The organism is Enterococcus sp. FDAARGOS_375, assembly GCF_002393265.1.
In the GTDB taxonomy this organism is placed as follows: Bacteria; Bacillota; Bacilli; order Lactobacillales; family Enterococcaceae; genus Enterococcus_D; species Enterococcus_D innesii.
Map to the genome: position 1 here is coordinate 1464652 of NZ_CP023515.1, position 19385 is coordinate 1484036.

The window sequence follows — 19385 nt, forward strand, 5'->3', positions numbered from 1 at the left end:
GAAACAGCTTGAGTGAAGAAGCAAAACAAAATATTCATGACGTCAATCTGACCAGTGAAATGCGCGAGTCCTTTATCGATTATGCAATGAGTGTAATTGTTGCTAGGGCTTTACCAGATGTGCGGGATGGCTTAAAGCCGGTTCACCGCCGAATTTTATATGGAATGAATGAATTAGGGGTCACACCAGACAAGCCCCATAAAAAATCAGCCCGGATCGTCGGCGATGTCATGGGGAAATACCATCCCCATGGTGACAGTGCGATCTATGAATCAATGGTGCGGATGGCACAGCCCTTTAGCTATCGCTACATGCTAGTCGATGGCCATGGAAACTTTGGTTCAGTCGATGGTGACGGTGCCGCTGCGATGCGGTATACCGAAGCCCGCATGAGTAAACTGGCGATGGAGATGCTGCGGGACATCAACAAAGATACCGTTGATTTCCAAAGCAACTATGATGATACAGAACGAGAACCAGCGGTATTACCTGCCCGCTTCCCGAACCTTTTGGTCAACGGGACGACTGGGATCGCTGTTGGGATGGCGACCAATATCCCGCCTCATAACTTGAATGAAGTCATTGCAGCCATCGATCTATTGATGGAAAATCCAGAAGTCACAACGAGTGAATTGATGGAAGTCCTACCAGGACCAGACTTCCCAACTGGCGGGATCGTGATGGGAAAATCCGGTATTCGCCGTGCCTATGAAACAGGGAAAGGTTCGATCACTGTTCGCGGAAAAGTCGAAGTGACTGAAATGCCCAACGGCAAAGAACGGATCTTAGTGACTGAATTGCCGTATATGGTCAATAAAGCGAAGTTGATCGAACGGATCTCTGAGCTGCACCGTGACAAACGGATCGAAGGAATCACCGATCTGCGGGATGAATCATCTCGTGAAGGCATGCGGATCGTGATCGACGTTCGTCGCGACGTCAGTGCGTCGGTGATCTTAAACAATCTCTACAAAATGACTGCACTGCAATCTTCTTTTGGCTTTAATATGTTAGCCATTGAAAAAGGCGTGCCGAAGATTTTGAGCTTGAAACGAATTTTAGAAAACTACATCGAGCACCAACAAGAAGTGGTGACTCGTCGGACACAGTTTGATAAAAACAAAGCAGAAGCTCGTGCCCACATCTTGGAAGGATTACGGATCGCATTGGATCATATCGATGAGATCATTGCTTTGATCCGGGCATCAAATTCTGATGATGAAGCGAAAAATAGCATGATGGAGCGCTTCAAATTGTCCGATCGCCAAGCGCAAGCGATTTTAGATATGCGTTTGCGTCGCTTGACTGGTTTGGAACGCGACAAGATCGAAAACGAGTACCAAGGTTTGTTAGAATTTATCGCTGATTTGACAGACATTTTAGCAAATCCACAACGAGTCCTAGAGATCATTCAAACGGAGTTGCAAGAATTAGGCCAACGCTTTGGTGATGATCGGCGGACTGAATTATTGGTTGGGGAAGTCTTAAGTCTTGAAGATGAAGATTTGATCGAAGAAGAAGAAATCGTCATTACCTTGACGAACAATGGGTACATCAAACGAGTAGCTAAGTCTGAATTCCGTGCACAACGCCGCGGCGGACGTGGCGTTCAAGGAATGGGGATCCACGATGAAGACTTCGTGAAGACGTTGGTTTCTTGTTCGACTCATGACACATTACTGTTCTTCACCAATAAAGGGAAAGTTTACAAAGCCAAAGGCTATGAAATTCCTGAGTATGGTCGGGCAGCCAAAGGGATCCCTGTGATCAATCTCCTAGGGATCGATTCTAGCGAACGGATCGAAGCGATCATTTCGGCTTCTGGTGGGCCTCAAGAAGGACGCTACTTGTTCTTCACGACGCGTCTAGGTGTGGTCAAACGGACCTCAGTGACGGCCTTTTCAAATATCCGTGCCAATGGTCTGATTGCGATCGGTCTTCGGGAAAATGATGAGTTGGTCAATGTAATTGAAACCCACGGCGAAGATGTCGTGATCATCGGAACCCACGATGGCTACTCTGTGACCTTCAAAGAAGCGCTTGTGCGGGATATGGGCCGAACAGCTGCTGGTGTGCGAGGCATTCGTCTAAGAGACGGAGACTACGTGGTAGGCGCCGCTGTGATCACAGAAGACAGTGAAGTCTTGGTCATCACTGAGAACGGCTATGGCAAGCGTACCAAAGGCTCTGAATACCCAATCAAAGGTCGTGGCGGAAAAGGGATCAAAACAGCCAATATTACGGCGAAAAACGGTCCATTAGCCGGCTTGACGACGGTCAGCGGTGAGGAAGACATCATGGTGATCACCGATAAAGGCGTCTTGATTCGTTTCAATGTAGCGACTGTTTCCCAAACTGGTCGGGCAACCTTAGGGGTTCGTTTGATGAAGATGGAAAACAATGCCAAAGTAGTGACGATGGCAACGGTTGAACCAGAAGTCGAAGAAGAACTAGCGACTGCTGAAGAAACAGCGGTACAAGACGTACCAGTTGTGGAAGAAGCAACGGAAGACACCACGGATACACAAGAATAAGCAATACGTTTTCTAGGAAGACAGCAACCTGCGAACCTGCAGCTTGCTGTCTTCTTACTCTTTTTCAAAAAATCGGCAGCAGCTGACGTATTTATCAGTGTAAGCGATTGTTTGCGGTGATGGGTAGATGCAGGGACGCAAAAAAACAGCTTGCAGTAAGGACGAAAAAAGTGTATAATAATTATTTGTGAGTAGTCTAATTAGACCACTCTCTCTGCTCCTAGAAAAACTAGGGGCCAAAGTCCACAGGGAGGTGAAAAATCAATGGAAAACACGAAATATGAGATTTTATATATCATTCGTCCAAACATTGATGAAGAAGCAAAAGCCGCATTGATCGCTCGTTTTGACTCAATCTTAACTGATAACGGCGCTGAAGTTATCGAATCAAAAGATTGGCAAAAACGCCGTCTAGCGTATGAAATGGATGGATTCCGTGAGGGTATCTATCACATCGTTAAAGTTTCTTCTTCAACAACTGCAAGTGCAATCAACGAGTTTGACCGTCTTGCGAAAATCAATGATGACATTATCCGTCACATGATTGTCAAAGAAGAAGCATAATATTGTTTCACATGAAACAAAAGCGATGAGGAGATGATGAACTTTGATTAATAATGTTGTACTAGTAGGAAGACTAACCAAAGATCCTGATTTACGTTACACTTCTAATGGCACTGGTGTCGCAACCTTTACCTTGGCGGTAAACCGCAATTTTACCAACCAAAGTGGAGAGCGCGAAGCTGATTTCATCAACTGTGTTATTTGGAGAAAACCAGCGGAAACATTAGCAAACTATGCACGCAAAGGAACTTTATTAGGGGTTACTGGACGTATTCAAACCCGTTCATACGACAACCAACAAGGCCAACGTGTTTATGTAACAGAAGTCGTTGCTGACAACTTCCAATTATTAGAGTCGCGGAATGCTTCCGAGCAAAGACGCACAACTGATAGCGGATCTGGCAGTAACAATACGTATAACTCAAACAGTTCTTCTGGATTTGGTAACAATAACTCAAATCAAACTCAATCCTCTCAACCATCAGGAATGCCTAATTTTGATCGAGACAACTCCGATCCATTCGGAAACTCATCAATCGACATTTCAGACGATGATTTACCATTCTAAGAAATTGATAGGAGGGAAATAGGATGGCACAACAAAGAAGAGGCGGACGCAAACGTCGTAAAGTAGACTACATTGCTGCAAACCATATTGAACATATCGATTATAAAGATATTGAATTACTAAAACGTTTCATTTCAGAACGCGGTAAAATCTTACCACGTCGTGTAACTGGTACTGGTGCGAAAAACCAACGCAAACTTACCATTGCAATCAAACGTGCGCGTATCATGGGATTACTTCCATTCGTAGGCGAAGAATAAATCGAATGATTTTCATTGACAAGTTTCTTTTGAAGCTTGTCAATTTTTTTATCCATCGAAGAGTAACTTGTTATTTTATATATAGATAGAATAACGAATGATAGAAATTTTTTCCTGGTTGGTTCACCAAAAAAGTTTCACGTGGAACTTTTTTGCATCAATCGCCTATTTGATTGTTTTGTGGTAAAATAAGGAACAAAGCTTCAAAAAAATGGGATGATACATTGAGGGGTAAAAAAGATGGCAGCAATTGGGTTGATTTCAATTGATAATTACGATGATTTGATTGAGAAAAAAGACGACAAACAAGTTTCTTATTTGAACTCGCTGATCACGACATTGATTTCTGATTGGGCAAGTGAGAATCATGTTTTTTACAAACGAATCAATTCCGAGCGGTTTCTTTTCGTCGCGAAGTATTCAGATATTGAGCGGATGAAGGAAGAAAAATTCCAATTTTTGACTAGAGTACGGCAAGTTGCGGAAAAAAATGATCTGCCATTAACGATCAGTATGGGGATCTCCTATGGGGAAGAGTCTTTTGAAGAGATCGGGGAAGTGGCACAAAACAATCTCGACATTGCGTTAGTTCGCGGCGGTGATCAAGTCGTTTTAAAAGAAGCCAAAGAAGAAGCAAAACCGCAATTCTTTGGTGGCAATACAGACGGCACACCCAAGAGAACGCGTGTTCGTTCTCGTGCCATGAGTACGGCGTTGAGAAAGATTTTTGCTGAAAACCAGCGGATCTTTATCATGGGTCATCGTTACCCAGACATGGATGCCTTAGGTTCGGCTTTTGGGGTGGCTTACATGGCGATGATGAGCGATAAAGAATGCTACATCATTTTAAATCCAAAAGAGATCACCGCAGACATTCAACGGGCATTGGAAGAATTGAAAAAATACCCCGAGCTGGAACGATTTGTGATCACTGGGGAAGAAGCAGTTAATTTATCAAATGAAGAAAGTGTGCTAGTGATGGTAGATTACCATAAGCCGTCGATGTCGATCTCGCAAGCGGTCTATGATGAATTTGACAAAATCGCAGTGATCGATCACCATCGTCGCGGGGATGAGTTTCCCGATAAGCCACTATTGACGTATATTGAATCTTCCGCGTCTTCGGCATCGGAACTGGTAGCAGAATTGATCCAGTATCGTGCTTCTCGCAGATCGCAAGTCCCGAAATTTATTACGACTTCCTTATTAGCGGGCATCTACGTGGATACGAAGAACTTCACGGTGCGAACCACTGGTCGGACCTTTGATATTGCTGGTTATTTGAAAAACCAAGGCGCAGATACGTCATTGGTTCAATACATGTTGAGTACGGATCTCGATTCCTATTTGATGATCAGTGAACTGGTTTCTCGCAGCCAGCATTTCCGAGAAGATATCGTGATTGCTGCAGCGGATGAAGATCGGGTGTACGATAGTGTCACTGTTGCGAAAGCGGCCGATACTCTGCTATCGATCAATGGGATCCATGCCGCATTTGTCATTACGAAACAACCAGGAGATTTGATCGGTATCAGTGCTAGAAGCACTGGTAAAGTCAATGTACAAACCTTGATGGAGGCATTAGGCGGCGGCGGACATTTTACCAACGCAGCCACGCAAATAAAGAACAGCAGCATTGGTGATGTAGAAAACCAGCTGCGAGCGGAATTAACGAAAAATGAACAATAACAAGGAGTGACCAAGATGAAAGTTATTTTCTTACAAGATGTCAAAGGCAAAGGCAAAAAAGGCGATATCAAGGAAGTCCCTAATGGCTACGCACAAAACTTTCTGATCAAAAACAACTTAGCCAAACCTGCCAACAATGAAAGCATGGCAGAATTAAAAGGCAAACAAAAAGCCAAAGAAAAACAAGATGCGGAAGTCTTAGCAGAAGCGAAAGAGTTAAAAGCACTTCTTGAAAAAGAAGAAACCGTTGTGAAGATCAATGCCAAAGCAGGGGAAGATGGCCGCTTGTTCGGTTCGATCCCATCAAAACAAATCGCAGATGCCTTGAACAAGCAATACAAAATCAAGATCGACAAACGTAAAATCGAATTGGATCAGCCGATTCGTGCATTAGGCTTCACGCAAGTACCTGTAAAATTGCACCCACAAGTAACAGCAACGATCAATGTTCATACCATTCAAGAATAAGCATTACTCCCAACAGTCATATGTTGGTTTTTTTTCGGCAAACGTCCAAGCAATCTTGTACTTTGGATGGGAATCTTGTAGAATGAATGGACGAAGGAGCGAATGGCATGAATGAAGTTTGGCAAAATCAAGTTCCCCCACAAGATATTGAAGCGGAACAAGCGGTCCTAGGGGCAGTCTTTTTAGATGCCGATGCGATCATCGATGCAATGGAAGTAATCGCCCCAGAAGATTTTTATCGCCGCAGCCATCAAATAATTTTTCAAGCAATGATCCAGTTGAACGACCGTAGTGAATCGATCGACTTGATCACGTTGAAAGCAGAAATTGAAAAAAGCAATAGTCTTGAAGATGTTGGCGGCCTGACGTATCTGACTGAATTGAGTCAAGCTTCACCATCAGCAGCAAGTATTGCTTATTATGCGAAGATCGTTGACGACAAAGCTACGTTACGCAATCTGATTCAAACAGCGAGCCGTATCGTAACCAAAGGCTTTGAACAAGATGAAGATGTGCAGTCGATCATTGATCAAGCAGAAAAAAGTATTTTAGAAGTATCCGAAAAGCGCAACAGCAATGGCTTCCAATCGATAGCGGAAGTCTTGAATCGGACGATCGAAACGATCGATCAGCTGGCGCAAAACAACGAAGAAATCACCGGATTACCTACGGGTTATGCGGCTTTAGACAAAATGACGGCGGGGCTGCAAAAAGAAGAGCTGATTATTCTGGCTGCCCGCCCCGCGGTAGGGAAAACCGCATTTGCTTTGAATATCGCACAAAATGTCGGAACGAAAACCGATCGTTCCGTGGCGATCTTTAGTCTGGAAATGGGGGCTGAATCATTGGTCAACCGGATGCTTTGTGCGGAAGGCTCGATTGAGGCCAGTCACTTGCGGACGGGGCAGCTCTCAGAAGAAGAGTGGCGGAATTTGATCGTTGCCATGGGCAGTCTTTCTAACGCCAATATCTATATCGATGATACCCCCGGGATCAAGATCTCTGAGATTCGGGCACGTTGTCGGAAACTGGCGCAAGAAAAAGGCAATCTCGGCTTGATATTGATCGACTATTTGCAGTTGATTGAAGGAACGGGTCGCGAAAACCGCCAACAAGAAGTCTCTGAGATCTCTCGCCAATTAAAGAAACTGGCGAAGGAATTGAAAGTGCCGGTGATTGCACTGTCTCAGCTTTCTCGGGGTGTGGAACAGCGACAAGACAAACGTCCTGTTTTAAGTGATATCCGGGAATCAGGGTCGATCGAGCAGGATGCCGATATCGTTGCTTTCTTGTATCGGGATGACTACTACCGCAGTGAAGGCGACGATGACGATGAACCAGAGGAACAACAAAACAACAATGTGATCGAAGTCATTATTGAAAAAAACCGGAGTGGTGCCCGGGGGACGGTCGAACTTCTATTCATCAAAGAATACAATAAATTCTCCTCGGTCTCGCCACGAGAAGAGTTCGGGTAAGACAACTAGCTATCTGAGAAACACTAGCTCTTGCTACCATCCGCATCGCGCTGATGGTAGTAGGGCTTTTTTTATGTGCCGACTTTATTCGTTTTTACGTGTATAAATAATTATTCCAAAGAAAATAGTTCGTTTTTTACCCCTGAAAAATGAGAATTTAAAACGATTATTCGATTTTAGATTGAAAGAGCTTGCGAATCTTGTTACAATACTTAAGGAATGCACTAATTAAAGAAAGAGGTCATTATATGTCATCTGTAGTAGTAGTAGGTACACAATGGGGCGATGAAGGTAAAGGAAAGATTACGGACTTTTTGAGTGAAAACGCGGAAGTCATTGCACGTTATCAAGGTGGAGACAATGCCGGCCATACGATTAAATTTGACGGTGTGACCTATAAACTGCATTTGATTCCTTCAGGGATCTTTTACGCAGATAAAATCAGTGTCATTGGAAACGGGGTCGTTGTGAACCCGAAATCATTAGTTAAAGAATTAGCATACTTGAAAGAAAACAATATAATAACAGAAAACTTAAAGATCTCTGATCGTGCACATGTTATTTTACCTTACCATATCCATTTGGATCAGCTGCAAGAAGATGCCAAAGGTGACAACAAGATCGGTACGACGATCAAAGGGATCGGACCAGCCTACATGGATAAAGCGGCCAGAGTCGGCATTCGGATCGCTGATCTTTTAGACAAGGAAATTTTTGAAGAACGTCTACGCATCAACTTAGAAGAAAAAAATCGTCAATTCGTGAAAATGTTCGATGCAAAACCAATTGCCTTTGAAGACATTTTTGAAGAGTATTACGAATATGGCCAACAAATCAAAAAATATGTGACGGATACTTCGGTGATCCTTAACGATGCCTTAGATGAAGGCAAACGGGTTTTATTTGAAGGGGCACAAGGCGTGATGCTGGATATCGACCAAGGAACCTATCCTTTCGTAACGTCATCCAACCCCGTTGCTGGAGGTGTCACTATCGGTAGTGGTGTGGGTCCTTCAAAAATCAACAAAGTCGTTGGTGTCTGCAAAGCTTACACCTCTCGGGTAGGCGATGGTCCTTTCCCAACGGAACTGTTTGATGAAACAGGTGAACAAATTCGTAAGATCGGTCGTGAATACGGAACAACGACAGGACGTCCTCGCCGTGTGGGCTGGTTTGATACCGTCGTGATGCGCCATTCAAAACGGGTCTCAGGGATTACGAACCTATCCCTTAACTCGATCGATGTCTTGAGCGGTTTAGAAACCGTGAAAATCTGTACCGCTTATGAACTAGACGGCGAATTGATCTATCATTACCCAGCAAGCTTGAAAGAGTTGAACCGCTGCAAACCGGTCTACGAAGAACTTCCTGGCTGGTCTGAAGACATTACTGGCTGTAAAACATTGGCAGATCTGCCAGAAAATGCACGCAATTACGTTCACCGCATCTCTGAATTAGTCGGTGTCCGCATTTCGACCTTCTCGGTAGGACCAGACCGCAGCCAAACCAACATCTTAGAAAGTGTTTGGGCGCAAATCTAACCTGACGCAAAAGCATCAGAACAAGACAAAGAACTCCTACGTCAAAAGCATTCAACGATAAGTTTGGCTGCTTTTGATGAGAATTTCTTCTGTCTTGTTCTTTTTTTGCTATAATAGGGGGTAACGAGAGGGGTGAAACCATGTTTCAAATCATGACAGATTCCTGCTGTGATTTACCAGCAGTAAGATTAGCGGAGCTAGATGTCGCTTATATTCCAATGCTGATTGAATTAGACGGCAAAGAATATATCGATGATATGGGCAAAGAATTTGATACGGAATGGTTTTTAGGAAAACTAAAAGAGCATGCGCAACCGACGACTTCTCAAATCAATGTCGGACGTTATATGGAATATTTTCGGCCATATGTCGAAGCGGGCACACCGGTCCTTTATTTAGCTTTTTCTTCAGGAATGAGCGGCTCATTCCAAAGTGCCGTCCAAGCCGTAGCCTTACTAAAAGAAGAATACAAAGAAGTTGCGATCACCTTGATCGATACGCGCTCAGCTAGTTTAGGGGAAGGCTTCTTAGTGGCTGAAGCAGCCCAACAAAAAGCCCAAGGACGTTCGTTGCTGGAAGTCAGCCAATGGGTAGAAGAAAACAAACTGCGTTTAGATTCATGGGTCACCGTCGATGATTTAAAACAGTTGGAACGCGGCGGCAGAATCTCTAAAACGGCGGCAGCGATCGGCGGATTGCTGAACGTGAAACCAATCATTACCGTCGATACTGCGGGAAAATTACGCAGCGTTGATCGAGTGCGGGGACGCAACAAAGCGATCCAAAAAATCGTGGATCAAACCATCGCCAATCTTCACGAATCAAAAACCAATACGGTTTATTTTGCCAATGCCGGCGATGCCGAAGCAGCGGAGAAAGTCATCAAACGTTTGACCGAAAAAGTTCCTGACATTATTATTCATCATTATCCATTAGGTCCAACGATCTCCAGTCATACCGGCTATGGCTGCTTGGCGCTGTTTTCATTCGGCAAAGCCCGTTTAGAACAAGCGTAACCTGCCCAACATGCCCGAAGTATTAGACAAAATAAAAAGAACGCTCCAGTTGCAGCCTTGGTGGCGGGCAACTGGAGCGTTCTTTTTTTAAAAGCAGCTTATTGATTCAATTCTGCTACGCGTTTTTGGACATCTTTGTTTTCTAAGAATTCATCGTAGGTCGTTTCGGCACGATCCACCACGCCTTTGCTAGAGACCGCAATGATACGGTTCGCAAGGGTTTGAATAAATTGGTGGTCATGAGAAGCAAACAACAATGAGCCGGTGAAGGCCATCAAACCATCGTTTAATGCGGTGATCGATTCTAAGTCCAAGTGATTGGTTGGATCATCCAACACCAATACGTTGGCTTTTGAAAGCATCATTTTCGACAACATACAGCGAACTTTTTCGCCCCCGGAAAGGACGTTGACGGGTTTTAATACTTCATCACCAGAGAATAACATGCGACCGAGGAAGCTGCGCAAGAAGGTATTGTCGTCTTCTTCTTTGCTTGCGTATTGACGCAGCCAATCAACGATCGGGGTATCCGTATCGAATTCGCTGGTCGTATCTTTTGGCAAGTAGGCATGCTGCGTGGTGACGCCCCAACGAACACTACCTGTATCAGGAGTGATTTCCCCCATGATGACTTTGAATAGCGTCGTGGTGGTGATATCGCTATTGGCAACAAAAGCGACTTTGTCGTCTTTATTCAAGGTGAAAGAGATATTGTCTAAAATCTTTTTGCCGTCGATCGTCACACTGACATTGTCGACTTGCAGCAAGTCATTCCCGATTTCACGTTCTGGTTTAAATCCGACAAACGGATAGCGGCGGGACGAAGGTTGAATATCATCAAGGGTGATTTTATCCAACATTTTTTTCCGAGACGTTGCTTGTTTGGATTTTGATGCATTGGCACTAAAGCGTGCGATAAAGTCTTGCAGTTCTTTGATCTGCTCTTCTTTTTTGGCATTTGATTGGGATTGTAATTTCGCTGCTAATTGGCTTGATTCCAACCAGAAATCATAGTTGCCGACAAACAATTTGATTTTGCCGAAGTCTAGATCGGCCATATGGGTACAAACTTTATTTAAGAAGTGGCGGTCATGGGAAACAACGATGACAGTGTTGTCAAAGTTGATCAGAAACTCTTCTAACCAGTTGATAGATTGGATATCCAATCCGTTGGTAGGCTCATCTAGGAGCAAGACGTCTGGCTTACCGAAAAGGGCTTGTGCCAGTAAGACTTTTACCCGTTGACCAGCAGTTAGATCTTTCATCAAGACATGATGCAATTCATCGGGAATGTTCAAGCCTTGCAAAAGAACGGCTGCTTCTGGCTCTGCTTCCCAACCATCAAGTTCCGCAAATTCGCCTTCTAGTTCGGCGGCACGAATCCCATCTTCATCAGAAAAGTCTTCCTTCATGTAGATCGCGTCTTTTTCTTTCATCACTTCGTAGAGACGTTTATGGCCCATGATAACCGTTTCGATCACGGGAAACTCTTCGTAATCATAGTGGTTCTGTTTCAAGACAGCCATCCGTTCATCAGGACCTAAAGAAACATTCCCGGTCGAAGGTTGGATCTCACCAGATAAAATTTTTAAAAAAGTTGATTTACCAGCACCATTTGCACCAATCAAACCATAACAATTACCAGGCGTAAACTTAATATTAACATCATCAAACAGTTTGCGGTCTGAAAAATGCAAACTTACATCACTTACTGTAATCAATTCTTTTCCTCACTTTATATAAATTGACATGGAGTCTCCTAGCATTATAGCGATGAATGTTGAAACTTTCAAGTAAAGCCGAGGATTTCGTCAGGAAAGGCATAGGCCTGGTGAAAGAAAAATTATGGTTGCTGTTGCCTTCCTAGTAGAACCTGACGGCTTCCTATGCTAGAGTATTGGTAGAATAGTTAGACAAGGAGCAGACGAATGGTGGATTGGTTGGTTGGATTGTCGCCATGGCAGCAAGCGCTGGCGGGGACGATCTTTACGTATGGTATGACGGCGTTTGGGGCAGCGCTAGTCTTTTTCTTCAAAGAAATCAATAAAAATGTCCTGAATACGATGCTGGGGTTTGCCTCTGGCGTGATGATCGCTGCTAGTTTCTGGTCGTTATTAGATCCTGCGATCACACGAGCCGAAGAAAATGGCGACATTCCGTGGCTCGTGGTCAGCATCGGGTTTGGTTTGGGCGGTTTGTTTCTATATGCAGCAGATAAGACGCTCCCGCATATGCATTTTGGTCCAAATCATGAAACAGAAGGTTTGCCCAGTCATTTGAAGCGAACGATCTTGCTGGTTTTTTCCATCACGCTGCATAATATCCCAGAAGGCTTGGCGGTAGGAGTAGCGTTTGGGGCGGCGGCTAGTGCCGATGATCCGCGAGCAGCGATCTTAGCGGCGCTTTCGGTAGCGATCGGGATCGGGATTCAGAATTTTCCAGAAGGCGCAGCCGTTTCGATCCCCTTGCGTCAAGAAGGGTTAAGCCGAACCAAAGCCTTTATGTATGGGCAAGCGTCCGGAATCGTAGAACCGATCGCCGGTGTGATCGGGGCTTTGTTGGTAACGAGTATGTCCGCTGTCTTGCCGTATGCGTTGGCTTTTGCAGCGGGTGCTATGATCTATGTAGTGGTGGAAGAATTGATTCCAGAAGCGCAGCAAACCTTGACGAGTCGCCGCCATTTTGCGGTCTTTGGCGTCATGCTAGGCTTTATCTTAATGATGGTTTTAGATGTAGCATTAGGCTGATCGATAAAAAAACACCTGACTTTCCAAAAGTCAGGTGTTTTTGATTTACTTGTAATTAACGATAATATTTTCTTGGCTTTTGGCGAATCGATGTTAACCAGCGAACGATCAAAACGGCTAGCAGCAAAGGAATCCCGAAACGGAAGACCAATCCGATCAACCCACCAATAATGCCTAATACAACGGATAAAACAAGGGATGCTGCGATTAAAACTGCCACGACAGTAACGATTCTTCCTAATAAACTTTCTGTATTCATTGTGACTCCTCCTAGACTTTTTTTCTTATCCCTAGCATAACAAGAAAGAAAAAGAAACACATCCAACTTAAGACGGAATAATTGCTCCGCCGTGGGCCATAGGTTTGTGATAAACTAAACATGAATGAATCATGAAAGGAGTCAAAAAGAATGAATGCAGAAATTCTCACGAGCCAAGTCATCACAGAAGGAGGGTGCAATGCCTGTTTGCCTTATGAACTCAATAACTTCACGCTGCAGCTGCCGGATGGTCGTAGTTTTTCGTTAGAAAACTTGGATGCTGCTGCATTGGTGATGCCAATTGCCCAGATCAATCAGTGGCAGACGCGCTTATTATTAGAAGAAGACGAAGGATTGATCTATCAAAAAGGAACGCAAGAAGTAATTTTCGTAGAGGGCAGCCGTCAGGATACGTTTTCCAGCAAAGGAAAGACGATTTCTTGTCCGAAAAAGAGTTGCGAAGCTGACGTCTTTGCCACAACCAATCAAGTGCTGACAGAATTGTTTGGCATCGAACCGATTTCCTTCGTTCTGCGGGCTGCACAAGCATAAGAGGACGAAAAAAAGCCGCTTGCGCATGTACCGACCTTTTAAAGTTAGCTTTTTAGTCTAACTATTGGGAGTCATGACAGCAAGTGGCTGTTTTTTTCGTATCGTTACTTACGGATCTGGCCTTCGCCATAAATAATGTATTTGGTAGAAGTCAGTGCTTCTAACCCCATTGGCCCACGGGCATGGAGTTTTTGCGTCGAGATGCCGATCTCGGCACCAAAGCCAAACATAAAGCCATCCGTGAAACGGGTCGAGGCATTGACGTAAACCGCCGCCGCATCAACTTCTTTCAAGAAGCGTTGGGAAGCGAAATAATCATCGGTGATGATCGCTTCGGAGTGCTTCGTATTGTAGCGATTGATGTGAGCAATGGCTTCTTCTAGCGAAGCCACCACTTTGATCGCTAAGATATAGTCTAAAAACTCGGTTGCCCAGTCCTCTTCAGTGGCAAGCTGTGCATTGTTCAAAAACGCCAATGCTTTTTGATCCCCTCGCAATTCGACTTGATCGGCAAACTGCTTTTCTACCATAGGCAAAAACTCCGCTGCCACTGCTTCATGGACGAGGATCGTTTCGATGGCATTGCAGACAGAAGGGCGTTGCGTCTTTGCATTCGTGACGATCGCCAGTGCCATCGGCAGCTGGGCTGCTTGGTCGATGTAGATATGATTGTTGCCGGTGCCGGTTTCGATCACTGGCACCGTGGCGGTCTCTTTGACACGACGAATCAAGCCGGCGCCTCCCCGAGGGATCAAAACATCCAAGTAATCTGTCAGCCGCATCAGCTCAGCCGCTGTTTCGTGGCTCGTGTCTTCGATAAACTGGATCGCATGGCGGGAGTGTCCATTGGCAGCTAAAGCCTCTTGTAAAATAGTCACGAGGACTTGATTGGAGTGGAAGGCTTCCTTTCCACCACGCAAAATCACGGCATTTCCTGATTTGAAACACAGACTAGCTGCGTCAGTGGTGACATTAGGGCGGGCTTCGTAGATGATGCCGATGACCCCTAAAGGCACTCGTTGTTGACCAATCAAAAGATCGTCAGCATTGCGCCACATTTTATCCACGGCACCGATTGGGTCGGGCAATTGGGCGACTTCTCGGATGCCGTTAGCCATCTCGGTGATCCGTTGTTCTGTCAGCAACAGTCGATCCAGCATTGTCTGGCTGGTTCCTTTGGCTTTTGCGGCGGCTAGATCTTGTTGATTAGCAGCTAAAATCGTCTCGGTAGCTTTTTCTAAAGCATTGGCCATCGCTGCCAGTAGGTGGTTTTTTTCGCTGGCACTCAGTAAGCTTAATGTCTGGGCGCTTGCTTGAGCTTGTTGACCGATCGTTTGCAAGTTGCTCATTGCTCATCCTCCGTTCGTTGATAAAAGTGGGTGCCGACAGGTTCCCCTGCGAGCAAGTCAAAAATAATTTTCGGCTGCTTGCCGTTAGCCAGCAGCATGTGACTGTTCAAGTCTAAGATACGTTGGGCGGCTTTTAGTTTACTGGTCATACCGCCGGTTCCATAAGGACTGCCTTTTCCCGTAGCTTGTTCTAAAAGTTCTGGGGTGATTTCATTGATCTCGGAATACAAAACGGCATCAGGATCATTCAGCGGATTGGCGGAATAAAAGCCGTCGATATCAGAAAGCATGATCAAAAGCTCGGCTTTCGTCAACTGAGCGACGATCGCTGACAGCTGGTCATTGTCGCCGAATTTGGTGAGATGATCCAATTCATCCACTGCTACCGTGTCGTTTTCATTAATGATCGGGATGATCCCCATCGTAAGTAATTGCTCTAAGGTGTTGCTAACGTTTTGACGGCTTTGGGGAAATTCGATGATGTCTCTGGTCAGCAGGATCTGTGCAGTCTGCTGGCTATAGCTTTGAAAACGCTGGTTGTAGATCGTCATCAGTTCCGATTGGCCAACGGCGGCCACGGCTTGCTGCTGCGGGATCTCCACGGGTCGTTCTTTCAAATTCAACTTGTTCATGCCAACACCGATCGCACCAGAAGAAACTAAGATGATTTCTTTGCCTTGGTTTTGCAAAGCTGCTAAGACAAAGGCTAATTCATCGATGCCAGCTAGATTGATGGCACCATTGGGATAAATCAACGAGCTGGTGCCGATTTTTACAACGATTCGGTTTTTGTTTGAAAGATCTGCGCGCATATGCCACCGCCTATTTTTTGATATTTTTTCTATTGTACTCGCAAACGGGCGTTTCGTCATGTCCTTTTTTCTTTTTGGTCTATTTTTAAACGAAGAAATTGTAAAGACTTTTCGATAATTGTGTTTTCCATGAAGAAAATAGTTCTTCCTATGCTAAAATAGCTATATGTTTTATTATTGGAGGAACCCATGAAATTACGAGGATTTGAAATTATTACAGCATATAAAGAAAAAAGCATCACCTTGCCTCAACGTGCCACCCATCATGCGGCTGGTTACGACTTTGAAGCAGCGGAAGAAATCGTGGTGCCAAGCATTTGGAAAGCGGGCGTGATCGACGGGGTCAAAGCGCTTTTTGCGAAAGAGACCGCAAAACAGTTGAAGCCAACCTTGATTCCCACGGGGATCAAAGCCTATATGGGGGAAGACGAGTATTTGCAGCTGACAAATCGTTCCAGCAATCCTTTGAAACGTTTCTTAGTCTTGACGAATGGTGTCGGCGTCATCGACAGCGATTACTATGACAATCCAGATAATGAAGGGCATATCATGTTTCAGTTTACCAATTTCGGCCCCACAGATGTCGTCATTAAAAAAGGCGAACGGATCGGCCAAGGAATTTTCTTGCCGTTCTTAAAAGCTGATCAAGATACAACCACTGCCAGCCGAACCGGCGGCTTTGGCTCCTCGAATCAGTAAATCCTGCCTGGGGGTCTGTTTGATAGAAGTAGTGGAGGAGATCAATGGCAAAAAAAGCAAAAAGTCAATTTGTCTGTCAAAATTGTGGGTATAGTTCCCTTAAATATTTAGGGAAATGCCCCAATTGCGGCAGCTGGAATTCAATGGTGGAAGAAGTGATTCAAGAAACCGCCGATCGTCGAGTACGTACGACATTGACGGGGCAAAAGATGCAGCCGACGAAAATCGCCGATGTCGTACCGAAAAAAGAACCGCGGGTCCAAACGAAACTTGCTGAGTTGAATCGCGTCTTAGGCGGCGGCGTGGTCCCAGGCTCCTTGATTTTGATCGGTGGGGATCCAGGGATCGGAAAATCGACGCTGCTCTTGCAAGTTTCCCAGCAATTAGCAGCGATCGGCGGGACGGTCTTGTATGTGTCAGGAGAAGAAAGTGCCGAACAAATCAAAATGCGGGCGCAGCGCTTAGGCGCCATCGACACAGAATTTTATCTCTATGGGGAAACGGACATGTCAGAGATCAGTAAAGCGATCGAAAACATCCGCCCAGATTATGTGATCATCGATTCGATCCAAACCATGACCCAACCGGATATCACCAGCGTGGCAGGCAGTGTCAGCCAAGTGCGAGAAACGACCGCAGAATTGCTGAAAATCGCCAAAACCAATGGCATCGCCATCTTTATCGTTGGCCACGTGACGAAGGAAGGCTCGATCGCAGGACCGCGGATGCTGGAGCATATGGTGGATACCGTCTTGTATTTCGAAGGCGAAAAGCACCACAGTTTTCGAATTTTGCGGGCCGTCAAAAACCGCTTTGGGTCCACCAATGAGATCGGGATTTTTGAAATGGAAGAAGGCGGGTTGAAAGAAGTCGCCAATCCGTCACAAGTCTTTTTGGAAGAACGCTTAGAAGGCGCAACTGGATCGGCGATCGTAGTGGCAATGGAAGGCAGTCGGCCAATCTTGGTGGAAATCCAAGCACTGGTCACGCCAACGATGTTCGGCAATGCCAAACGCACGACGACGGGGCTAGACTTCAACCGCGTCTCGCTGATCATGGCGGTTTTAGAAAAACGGGCAGGCTTGCTGCTGCAAAATCAAGATGCCTACTTAAAAGCAGCCGGCGGGGTCAAATTAAATGAACCCGCGATCGATCTAGCGATCGCTGTTAGTATCGCGTCTAGCTACAAAGAAAAAGGCACCAGCCCGACGGAGTGTTTTATCGGTGAAATTGGCTTGACGGGTGAGATTCGCCGAGTCAACGCGATCGAGCAACGGGTCAAAGAGGTGCAAAAACTAGGTTTTACGAAAGTTTATTTGCCGAAAAATAATCTGACTGGCTGGCAGCCGCCCAAAGGCATCGAAGTCGAAGGCGTGTCTACCTTAGCCGAAACCTTGCGGAAAGTCTTCCGTTAAAGTGGAGTCAATGCAAGAGCAAGGGGCAATCGCCTCTCCTCTTGCCCTGACGCTGCTGGTTCATTTGGTTGAACCAACCGACCGACAGCCGCTGACTGGCGGAAGGAGCCTGTCTGGCAGCACGGATTTTTGAACAAAAGAAACTTACTGGAGTATGGAGGAACATGTATGCAGAAACGAGTCATTACCGCACTAATGGTACTTGCCGGAGCAAGTCTGGGGATCTCACTGATGCCTATCGCATGGCAAGCCATTGGGCAAACCCAAAATGAATGGCTGAATAATAACATCACTAATAGTTTGCTTGGAGCCCTTATTTTCTTTTTATTATCTTTACTATTAGCGAAATATATTGCAGCCGGTATTCGCAAAATTGAAGAAAAACTAAGTGAATTGAGCTTAACGTATCTCTTGTTTGGCGCAATTGGTTCGATCATCGGTCTGATGATCGGTGTGATCGTGTCGATTCCTTTTTACAATTGGGATATTCCTTTTATCAACGGGATCGCCCCAATCTTAGTGATGGTCCTGTTAGGGTATCTCGGTTTTCAGATCGGGACGACACGGATCGATGAATGGAAAAAAGTCTTTGCCCCGAAAAACAAAAAGGCAGAGCCCCAAGAGCAAGATGAACAGCAGATGCTGGAAAGAAAGATCGCGGACCATTTCCACAAATACAAAATTTTGGATACCAGCGTGATCATTGATGGTCGGATCTATGACATTGCTAAAACGGGCTTTTTAGAAGGCGTCTTGCTGATCCCGAATTTTGTCTTGTACGAATTGCAATACATCGCAGATTCTGGCGATAGTTTGAAACGGGTTCGGGGCCGCCGCGGCTTGGATATTTTGAATGCTTTGCAAAAAGAAGAAGGAATCGCAGTGGAGATGTATGAAGGCGATTTTGAAGACATTTCCGAAGTTGATAGCAAGCTGATCAAGTTAGCGAAGATGCTGGATGGTGTCGTCGTGACCAATGATTACAATCTAAACAAAGTTTCTGAATTTCAAAATGTGCCTGTCTTGAATATCAATGCGTTGGCCAATGCGGTCAAACCAGTGGTGATTCCAGGAGAAAGCATGCACGTCTTAGTGGTGAAAGCTGGCACGGAGCGCCAGCAAGGGGTCGCTTATCTAGATGACGGGACGATGGTCGTGGTGGAAGATGGCCAGCATTACATGAATGAACACATCGAAGTGATCGTCACCAGCGCCTTGCAAACGGCAGCTGGGCGGATGATTTTTGCCAAACCAGCCCATTCTGGTCGCGGCATCGACAACAAAGAAGGATCGAAATCAGAGAAATAATCCTAGGCAGCTGGCGTAAAATATGCCAGCTGCCTTTACTAATTGGGTTATTGATTGTACAATTCAACTTGAGGGTTCTGTTTTTTACGCGGGTCTTTCCCACTAAACTGAACAATAAGCCCCAAG

The 19385-nt window shown here is 45.3% G+C and carries 19 protein-coding genes; 15 read left to right on the plus strand and 4 right to left on the minus strand.

What is annotated here, in order from left to right; genetic code table 11:
- Nucleotides 1-8 precede the first annotated feature (8 nt).
- The 9 genes from gyrA to CO692_RS08125 all read left to right on the plus strand — a co-directional run bounded on the left by gyrA (nt 9) and on the right by CO692_RS08125 (nt 10118).
- Nucleotides 9-2534: a DNA gyrase subunit A gene (gene gyrA / locus CO692_RS08085; protein ID WP_010748472.1), complete on the plus strand. Its 2526-nt coding sequence runs from the start codon at nt 9-11 to the stop codon at nt 2532-2534.
- A gap of 264 nt (nt 2535-2798) precedes the next feature.
- Entirely contained in the window at nt 2799-3098 is a 300-nt protein-coding gene (gene rpsF / locus CO692_RS08090; RefSeq protein ID WP_005226363.1) for a 30S ribosomal protein S6, read from the plus strand.
- 43 nt (nt 3099-3141) lie between these two features.
- Nucleotides 3142-3666, plus strand: coding sequence for a single-stranded DNA-binding protein (gene ssb, locus CO692_RS08095; RefSeq protein WP_005226365.1), 525 nt, complete (start codon nt 3142-3144; stop codon nt 3664-3666).
- Between the two features lie 23 nt (nt 3667-3689).
- On the plus strand, nt 3690-3926 hold the full coding sequence (gene rpsR, locus CO692_RS08100) for a 30S ribosomal protein S18 (protein ID WP_005226367.1): 237 nt from the start codon (nt 3690-3692) through the stop codon (nt 3924-3926).
- Nucleotides 3927-4166: 240 nt separating this feature from the next.
- Complete coding sequence (locus tag CO692_RS08105) at nt 4167-5615, plus strand: DHH family phosphoesterase (protein ID WP_015508681.1); 1449 nt, start codon at nt 4167-4169, stop codon at nt 5613-5615.
- Between the two features lie 15 nt (nt 5616-5630).
- A complete protein-coding gene (gene rplI / locus CO692_RS08110; protein ID WP_005226371.1) occupies nt 5631-6083 on the plus strand; it encodes a 50S ribosomal protein L9 in 453 nt (150 codons plus the stop codon).
- 107 nt (nt 6084-6190) lie between these two features.
- Nucleotides 6191-7561: a replicative DNA helicase gene (dnaB, locus tag CO692_RS08115; protein ID WP_005226374.1), complete on the plus strand. Its 1371-nt coding sequence runs from the start codon at nt 6191-6193 to the stop codon at nt 7559-7561.
- A gap of 248 nt (nt 7562-7809) precedes the next feature.
- Complete coding sequence (locus CO692_RS08120; RefSeq protein WP_005226376.1) at nt 7810-9102, plus strand: adenylosuccinate synthase; 1293 nt, start codon at nt 7810-7812, stop codon at nt 9100-9102.
- Nucleotides 9103-9242: 140 nt separating this feature from the next.
- Nucleotides 9243-10118: a DegV family protein gene (locus CO692_RS08125; RefSeq protein ID WP_096742002.1), complete on the plus strand. Its 876-nt coding sequence runs from the start codon at nt 9243-9245 to the stop codon at nt 10116-10118.
- A 98-nt stretch (nt 10119-10216) separates the two neighbouring features.
- Here the strand turns inward: CO692_RS08125 and CO692_RS08130 are convergent, their stop codons facing one another.
- Nucleotides 10217-11839: an ABC-F family ATP-binding cassette domain-containing protein gene (locus CO692_RS08130; protein WP_081117596.1), complete on the minus strand. Its 1623-nt coding sequence runs from the start codon at nt 11837-11839 to the stop codon at nt 10217-10219.
- Between the two features lie 207 nt (nt 11840-12046).
- Here CO692_RS08130 and CO692_RS08135 point away from each other — a divergent pair, with 207 nt between their 5' ends.
- Complete coding sequence (locus tag CO692_RS08135) at nt 12047-12865, plus strand: ZIP family metal transporter (protein WP_077453236.1); 819 nt, start codon at nt 12047-12049, stop codon at nt 12863-12865.
- Between the two features lie 55 nt (nt 12866-12920).
- Here the strand turns inward: CO692_RS08135 and CO692_RS08140 are convergent, their stop codons facing one another.
- Nucleotides 12921-13124 carry a hypothetical protein gene (locus CO692_RS08140; RefSeq protein ID WP_010748476.1) on the minus strand — a complete coding sequence of 68 codons (204 nt, stop codon included), beginning with the start codon at nt 13122-13124 and terminating at the stop codon, nt 12921-12923.
- Between the two features lie 150 nt (nt 13125-13274).
- On the opposite strand from CO692_RS08140, the gene CO692_RS08145 reads away from it, so the two are divergent.
- Nucleotides 13275-13676, plus strand: coding sequence for a DUF4809 family protein (locus CO692_RS08145; protein WP_096742003.1), 402 nt, complete (start codon nt 13275-13277; stop codon nt 13674-13676).
- Between the two features lie 104 nt (nt 13677-13780).
- Here CO692_RS08145 and CO692_RS08150 read toward each other — a convergent pair whose 3' ends face one another.
- Both CO692_RS08150 and proB read right to left on the minus strand, forming a co-directional pair.
- On the minus strand, nt 13781-15025 hold the full coding sequence (locus tag CO692_RS08150; protein ID WP_096742004.1) for a glutamate-5-semialdehyde dehydrogenase: 1245 nt from the start codon (nt 15023-15025) through the stop codon (nt 13781-13783).
- The gene (proB, locus tag CO692_RS08155) at nt 15022-15837 is read right to left on the minus strand and encodes a glutamate 5-kinase (protein ID WP_008376761.1); all 816 of its coding nucleotides are present in this window, start codon (nt 15835-15837) and stop codon (nt 15022-15024) included. Before proB ends, CO692_RS08150 begins: the two co-directional genes overlap by 4 nt.
- A gap of 189 nt (nt 15838-16026) precedes the next feature.
- Between proB and CO692_RS08160 the strand changes: the two genes are divergently transcribed.
- From CO692_RS08160 to CO692_RS08170, 4 genes are read left to right on the plus strand one after another with little or no spacing between them, the layout of a single operon-like run.
- Nucleotides 16027-16536, plus strand: coding sequence for a hypothetical protein (locus CO692_RS08160; protein ID WP_010748479.1), 510 nt, complete (start codon nt 16027-16029; stop codon nt 16534-16536).
- A 44-nt stretch (nt 16537-16580) separates the two neighbouring features.
- Entirely contained in the window at nt 16581-17951 is a 1371-nt protein-coding gene (gene radA / locus CO692_RS08165) for a DNA repair protein RadA (RefSeq protein ID WP_096742005.1), read from the plus strand.
- A 1-nt stretch (nt 17952) separates the two neighbouring features.
- Nucleotides 17953-18084, plus strand: coding sequence for a hypothetical protein (locus CO692_RS18040; protein ID WP_254907659.1), 132 nt, complete (start codon nt 17953-17955; stop codon nt 18082-18084).
- Between the two features lie 35 nt (nt 18085-18119).
- The gene (locus tag CO692_RS08170) at nt 18120-19259 is read left to right on the plus strand and encodes a PIN/TRAM domain-containing protein (RefSeq protein ID WP_005226396.1); all 1140 of its coding nucleotides are present in this window, start codon (nt 18120-18122) and stop codon (nt 19257-19259) included.
- The last annotated feature ends 126 nt before the right edge of the window (nt 19260-19385 follow it).

What these genes read in the sequence shown, in the direction of transcription:
- CO692_RS08160 (WP_010748479.1), top strand. Translation starts at nt 16,027, where the DNA reads ATGAAATTACGAGGATTTGAAATTATTACAGCATATAAAGAAAAAAGC.
- CO692_RS08135 (WP_077453236.1), top strand. Translation starts at nt 12,047, where the DNA reads ATGGTGGATTGGTTGGTTGGATTGTCGCCATGGCAGCAAGCGCTGGCG.
- radA (WP_096742005.1), top strand. Translation starts at nt 16,581, where the DNA reads ATGGCAAAAAAAGCAAAAAGTCAATTTGTCTGTCAAAATTGTGGGTAT.
- CO692_RS08125 (WP_096742002.1), top strand. Translation starts at nt 9,243, where the DNA reads ATGTTTCAAATCATGACAGATTCCTGCTGTGATTTACCAGCAGTAAGA.
- CO692_RS08170 (WP_005226396.1), top strand. Translation starts at nt 18,120, where the DNA reads ATGCAGAAACGAGTCATTACCGCACTAATGGTACTTGCCGGAGCAAGT.
- CO692_RS08145 (WP_096742003.1), top strand. Translation starts at nt 13,275, where the DNA reads ATGAATGCAGAAATTCTCACGAGCCAAGTCATCACAGAAGGAGGGTGC.
- CO692_RS08105 (WP_015508681.1), top strand. Translation starts at nt 4,167, where the DNA reads ATGGCAGCAATTGGGTTGATTTCAATTGATAATTACGATGATTTGATT.
- proB (WP_008376761.1), bottom strand. Translation starts at nt 15,837, where the DNA reads ATGCGCGCAGATCTTTCAAACAAAAACCGAATCGTTGTAAAAATCGGC.
- dnaB (WP_005226374.1), top strand. Translation starts at nt 6,191, where the DNA reads ATGAATGAAGTTTGGCAAAATCAAGTTCCCCCACAAGATATTGAAGCG.
- rpsF (WP_005226363.1), top strand. Translation starts at nt 2,799, where the DNA reads ATGGAAAACACGAAATATGAGATTTTATATATCATTCGTCCAAACATT.
- rplI (WP_005226371.1), top strand. Translation starts at nt 5,631, where the DNA reads ATGAAAGTTATTTTCTTACAAGATGTCAAAGGCAAAGGCAAAAAAGGC.
- CO692_RS08140 (WP_010748476.1), bottom strand. Translation starts at nt 13,124, where the DNA reads ATGAATACAGAAAGTTTATTAGGAAGAATCGTTACTGTCGTGGCAGTT.
- CO692_RS08150 (WP_096742004.1), bottom strand. Translation starts at nt 15,025, where the DNA reads ATGAGCAACTTGCAAACGATCGGTCAACAAGCTCAAGCAAGCGCCCAG.
- rpsR (WP_005226367.1), top strand. Translation starts at nt 3,690, where the DNA reads ATGGCACAACAAAGAAGAGGCGGACGCAAACGTCGTAAAGTAGACTAC.
- CO692_RS08120 (WP_005226376.1), top strand. Translation starts at nt 7,810, where the DNA reads ATGTCATCTGTAGTAGTAGTAGGTACACAATGGGGCGATGAAGGTAAA.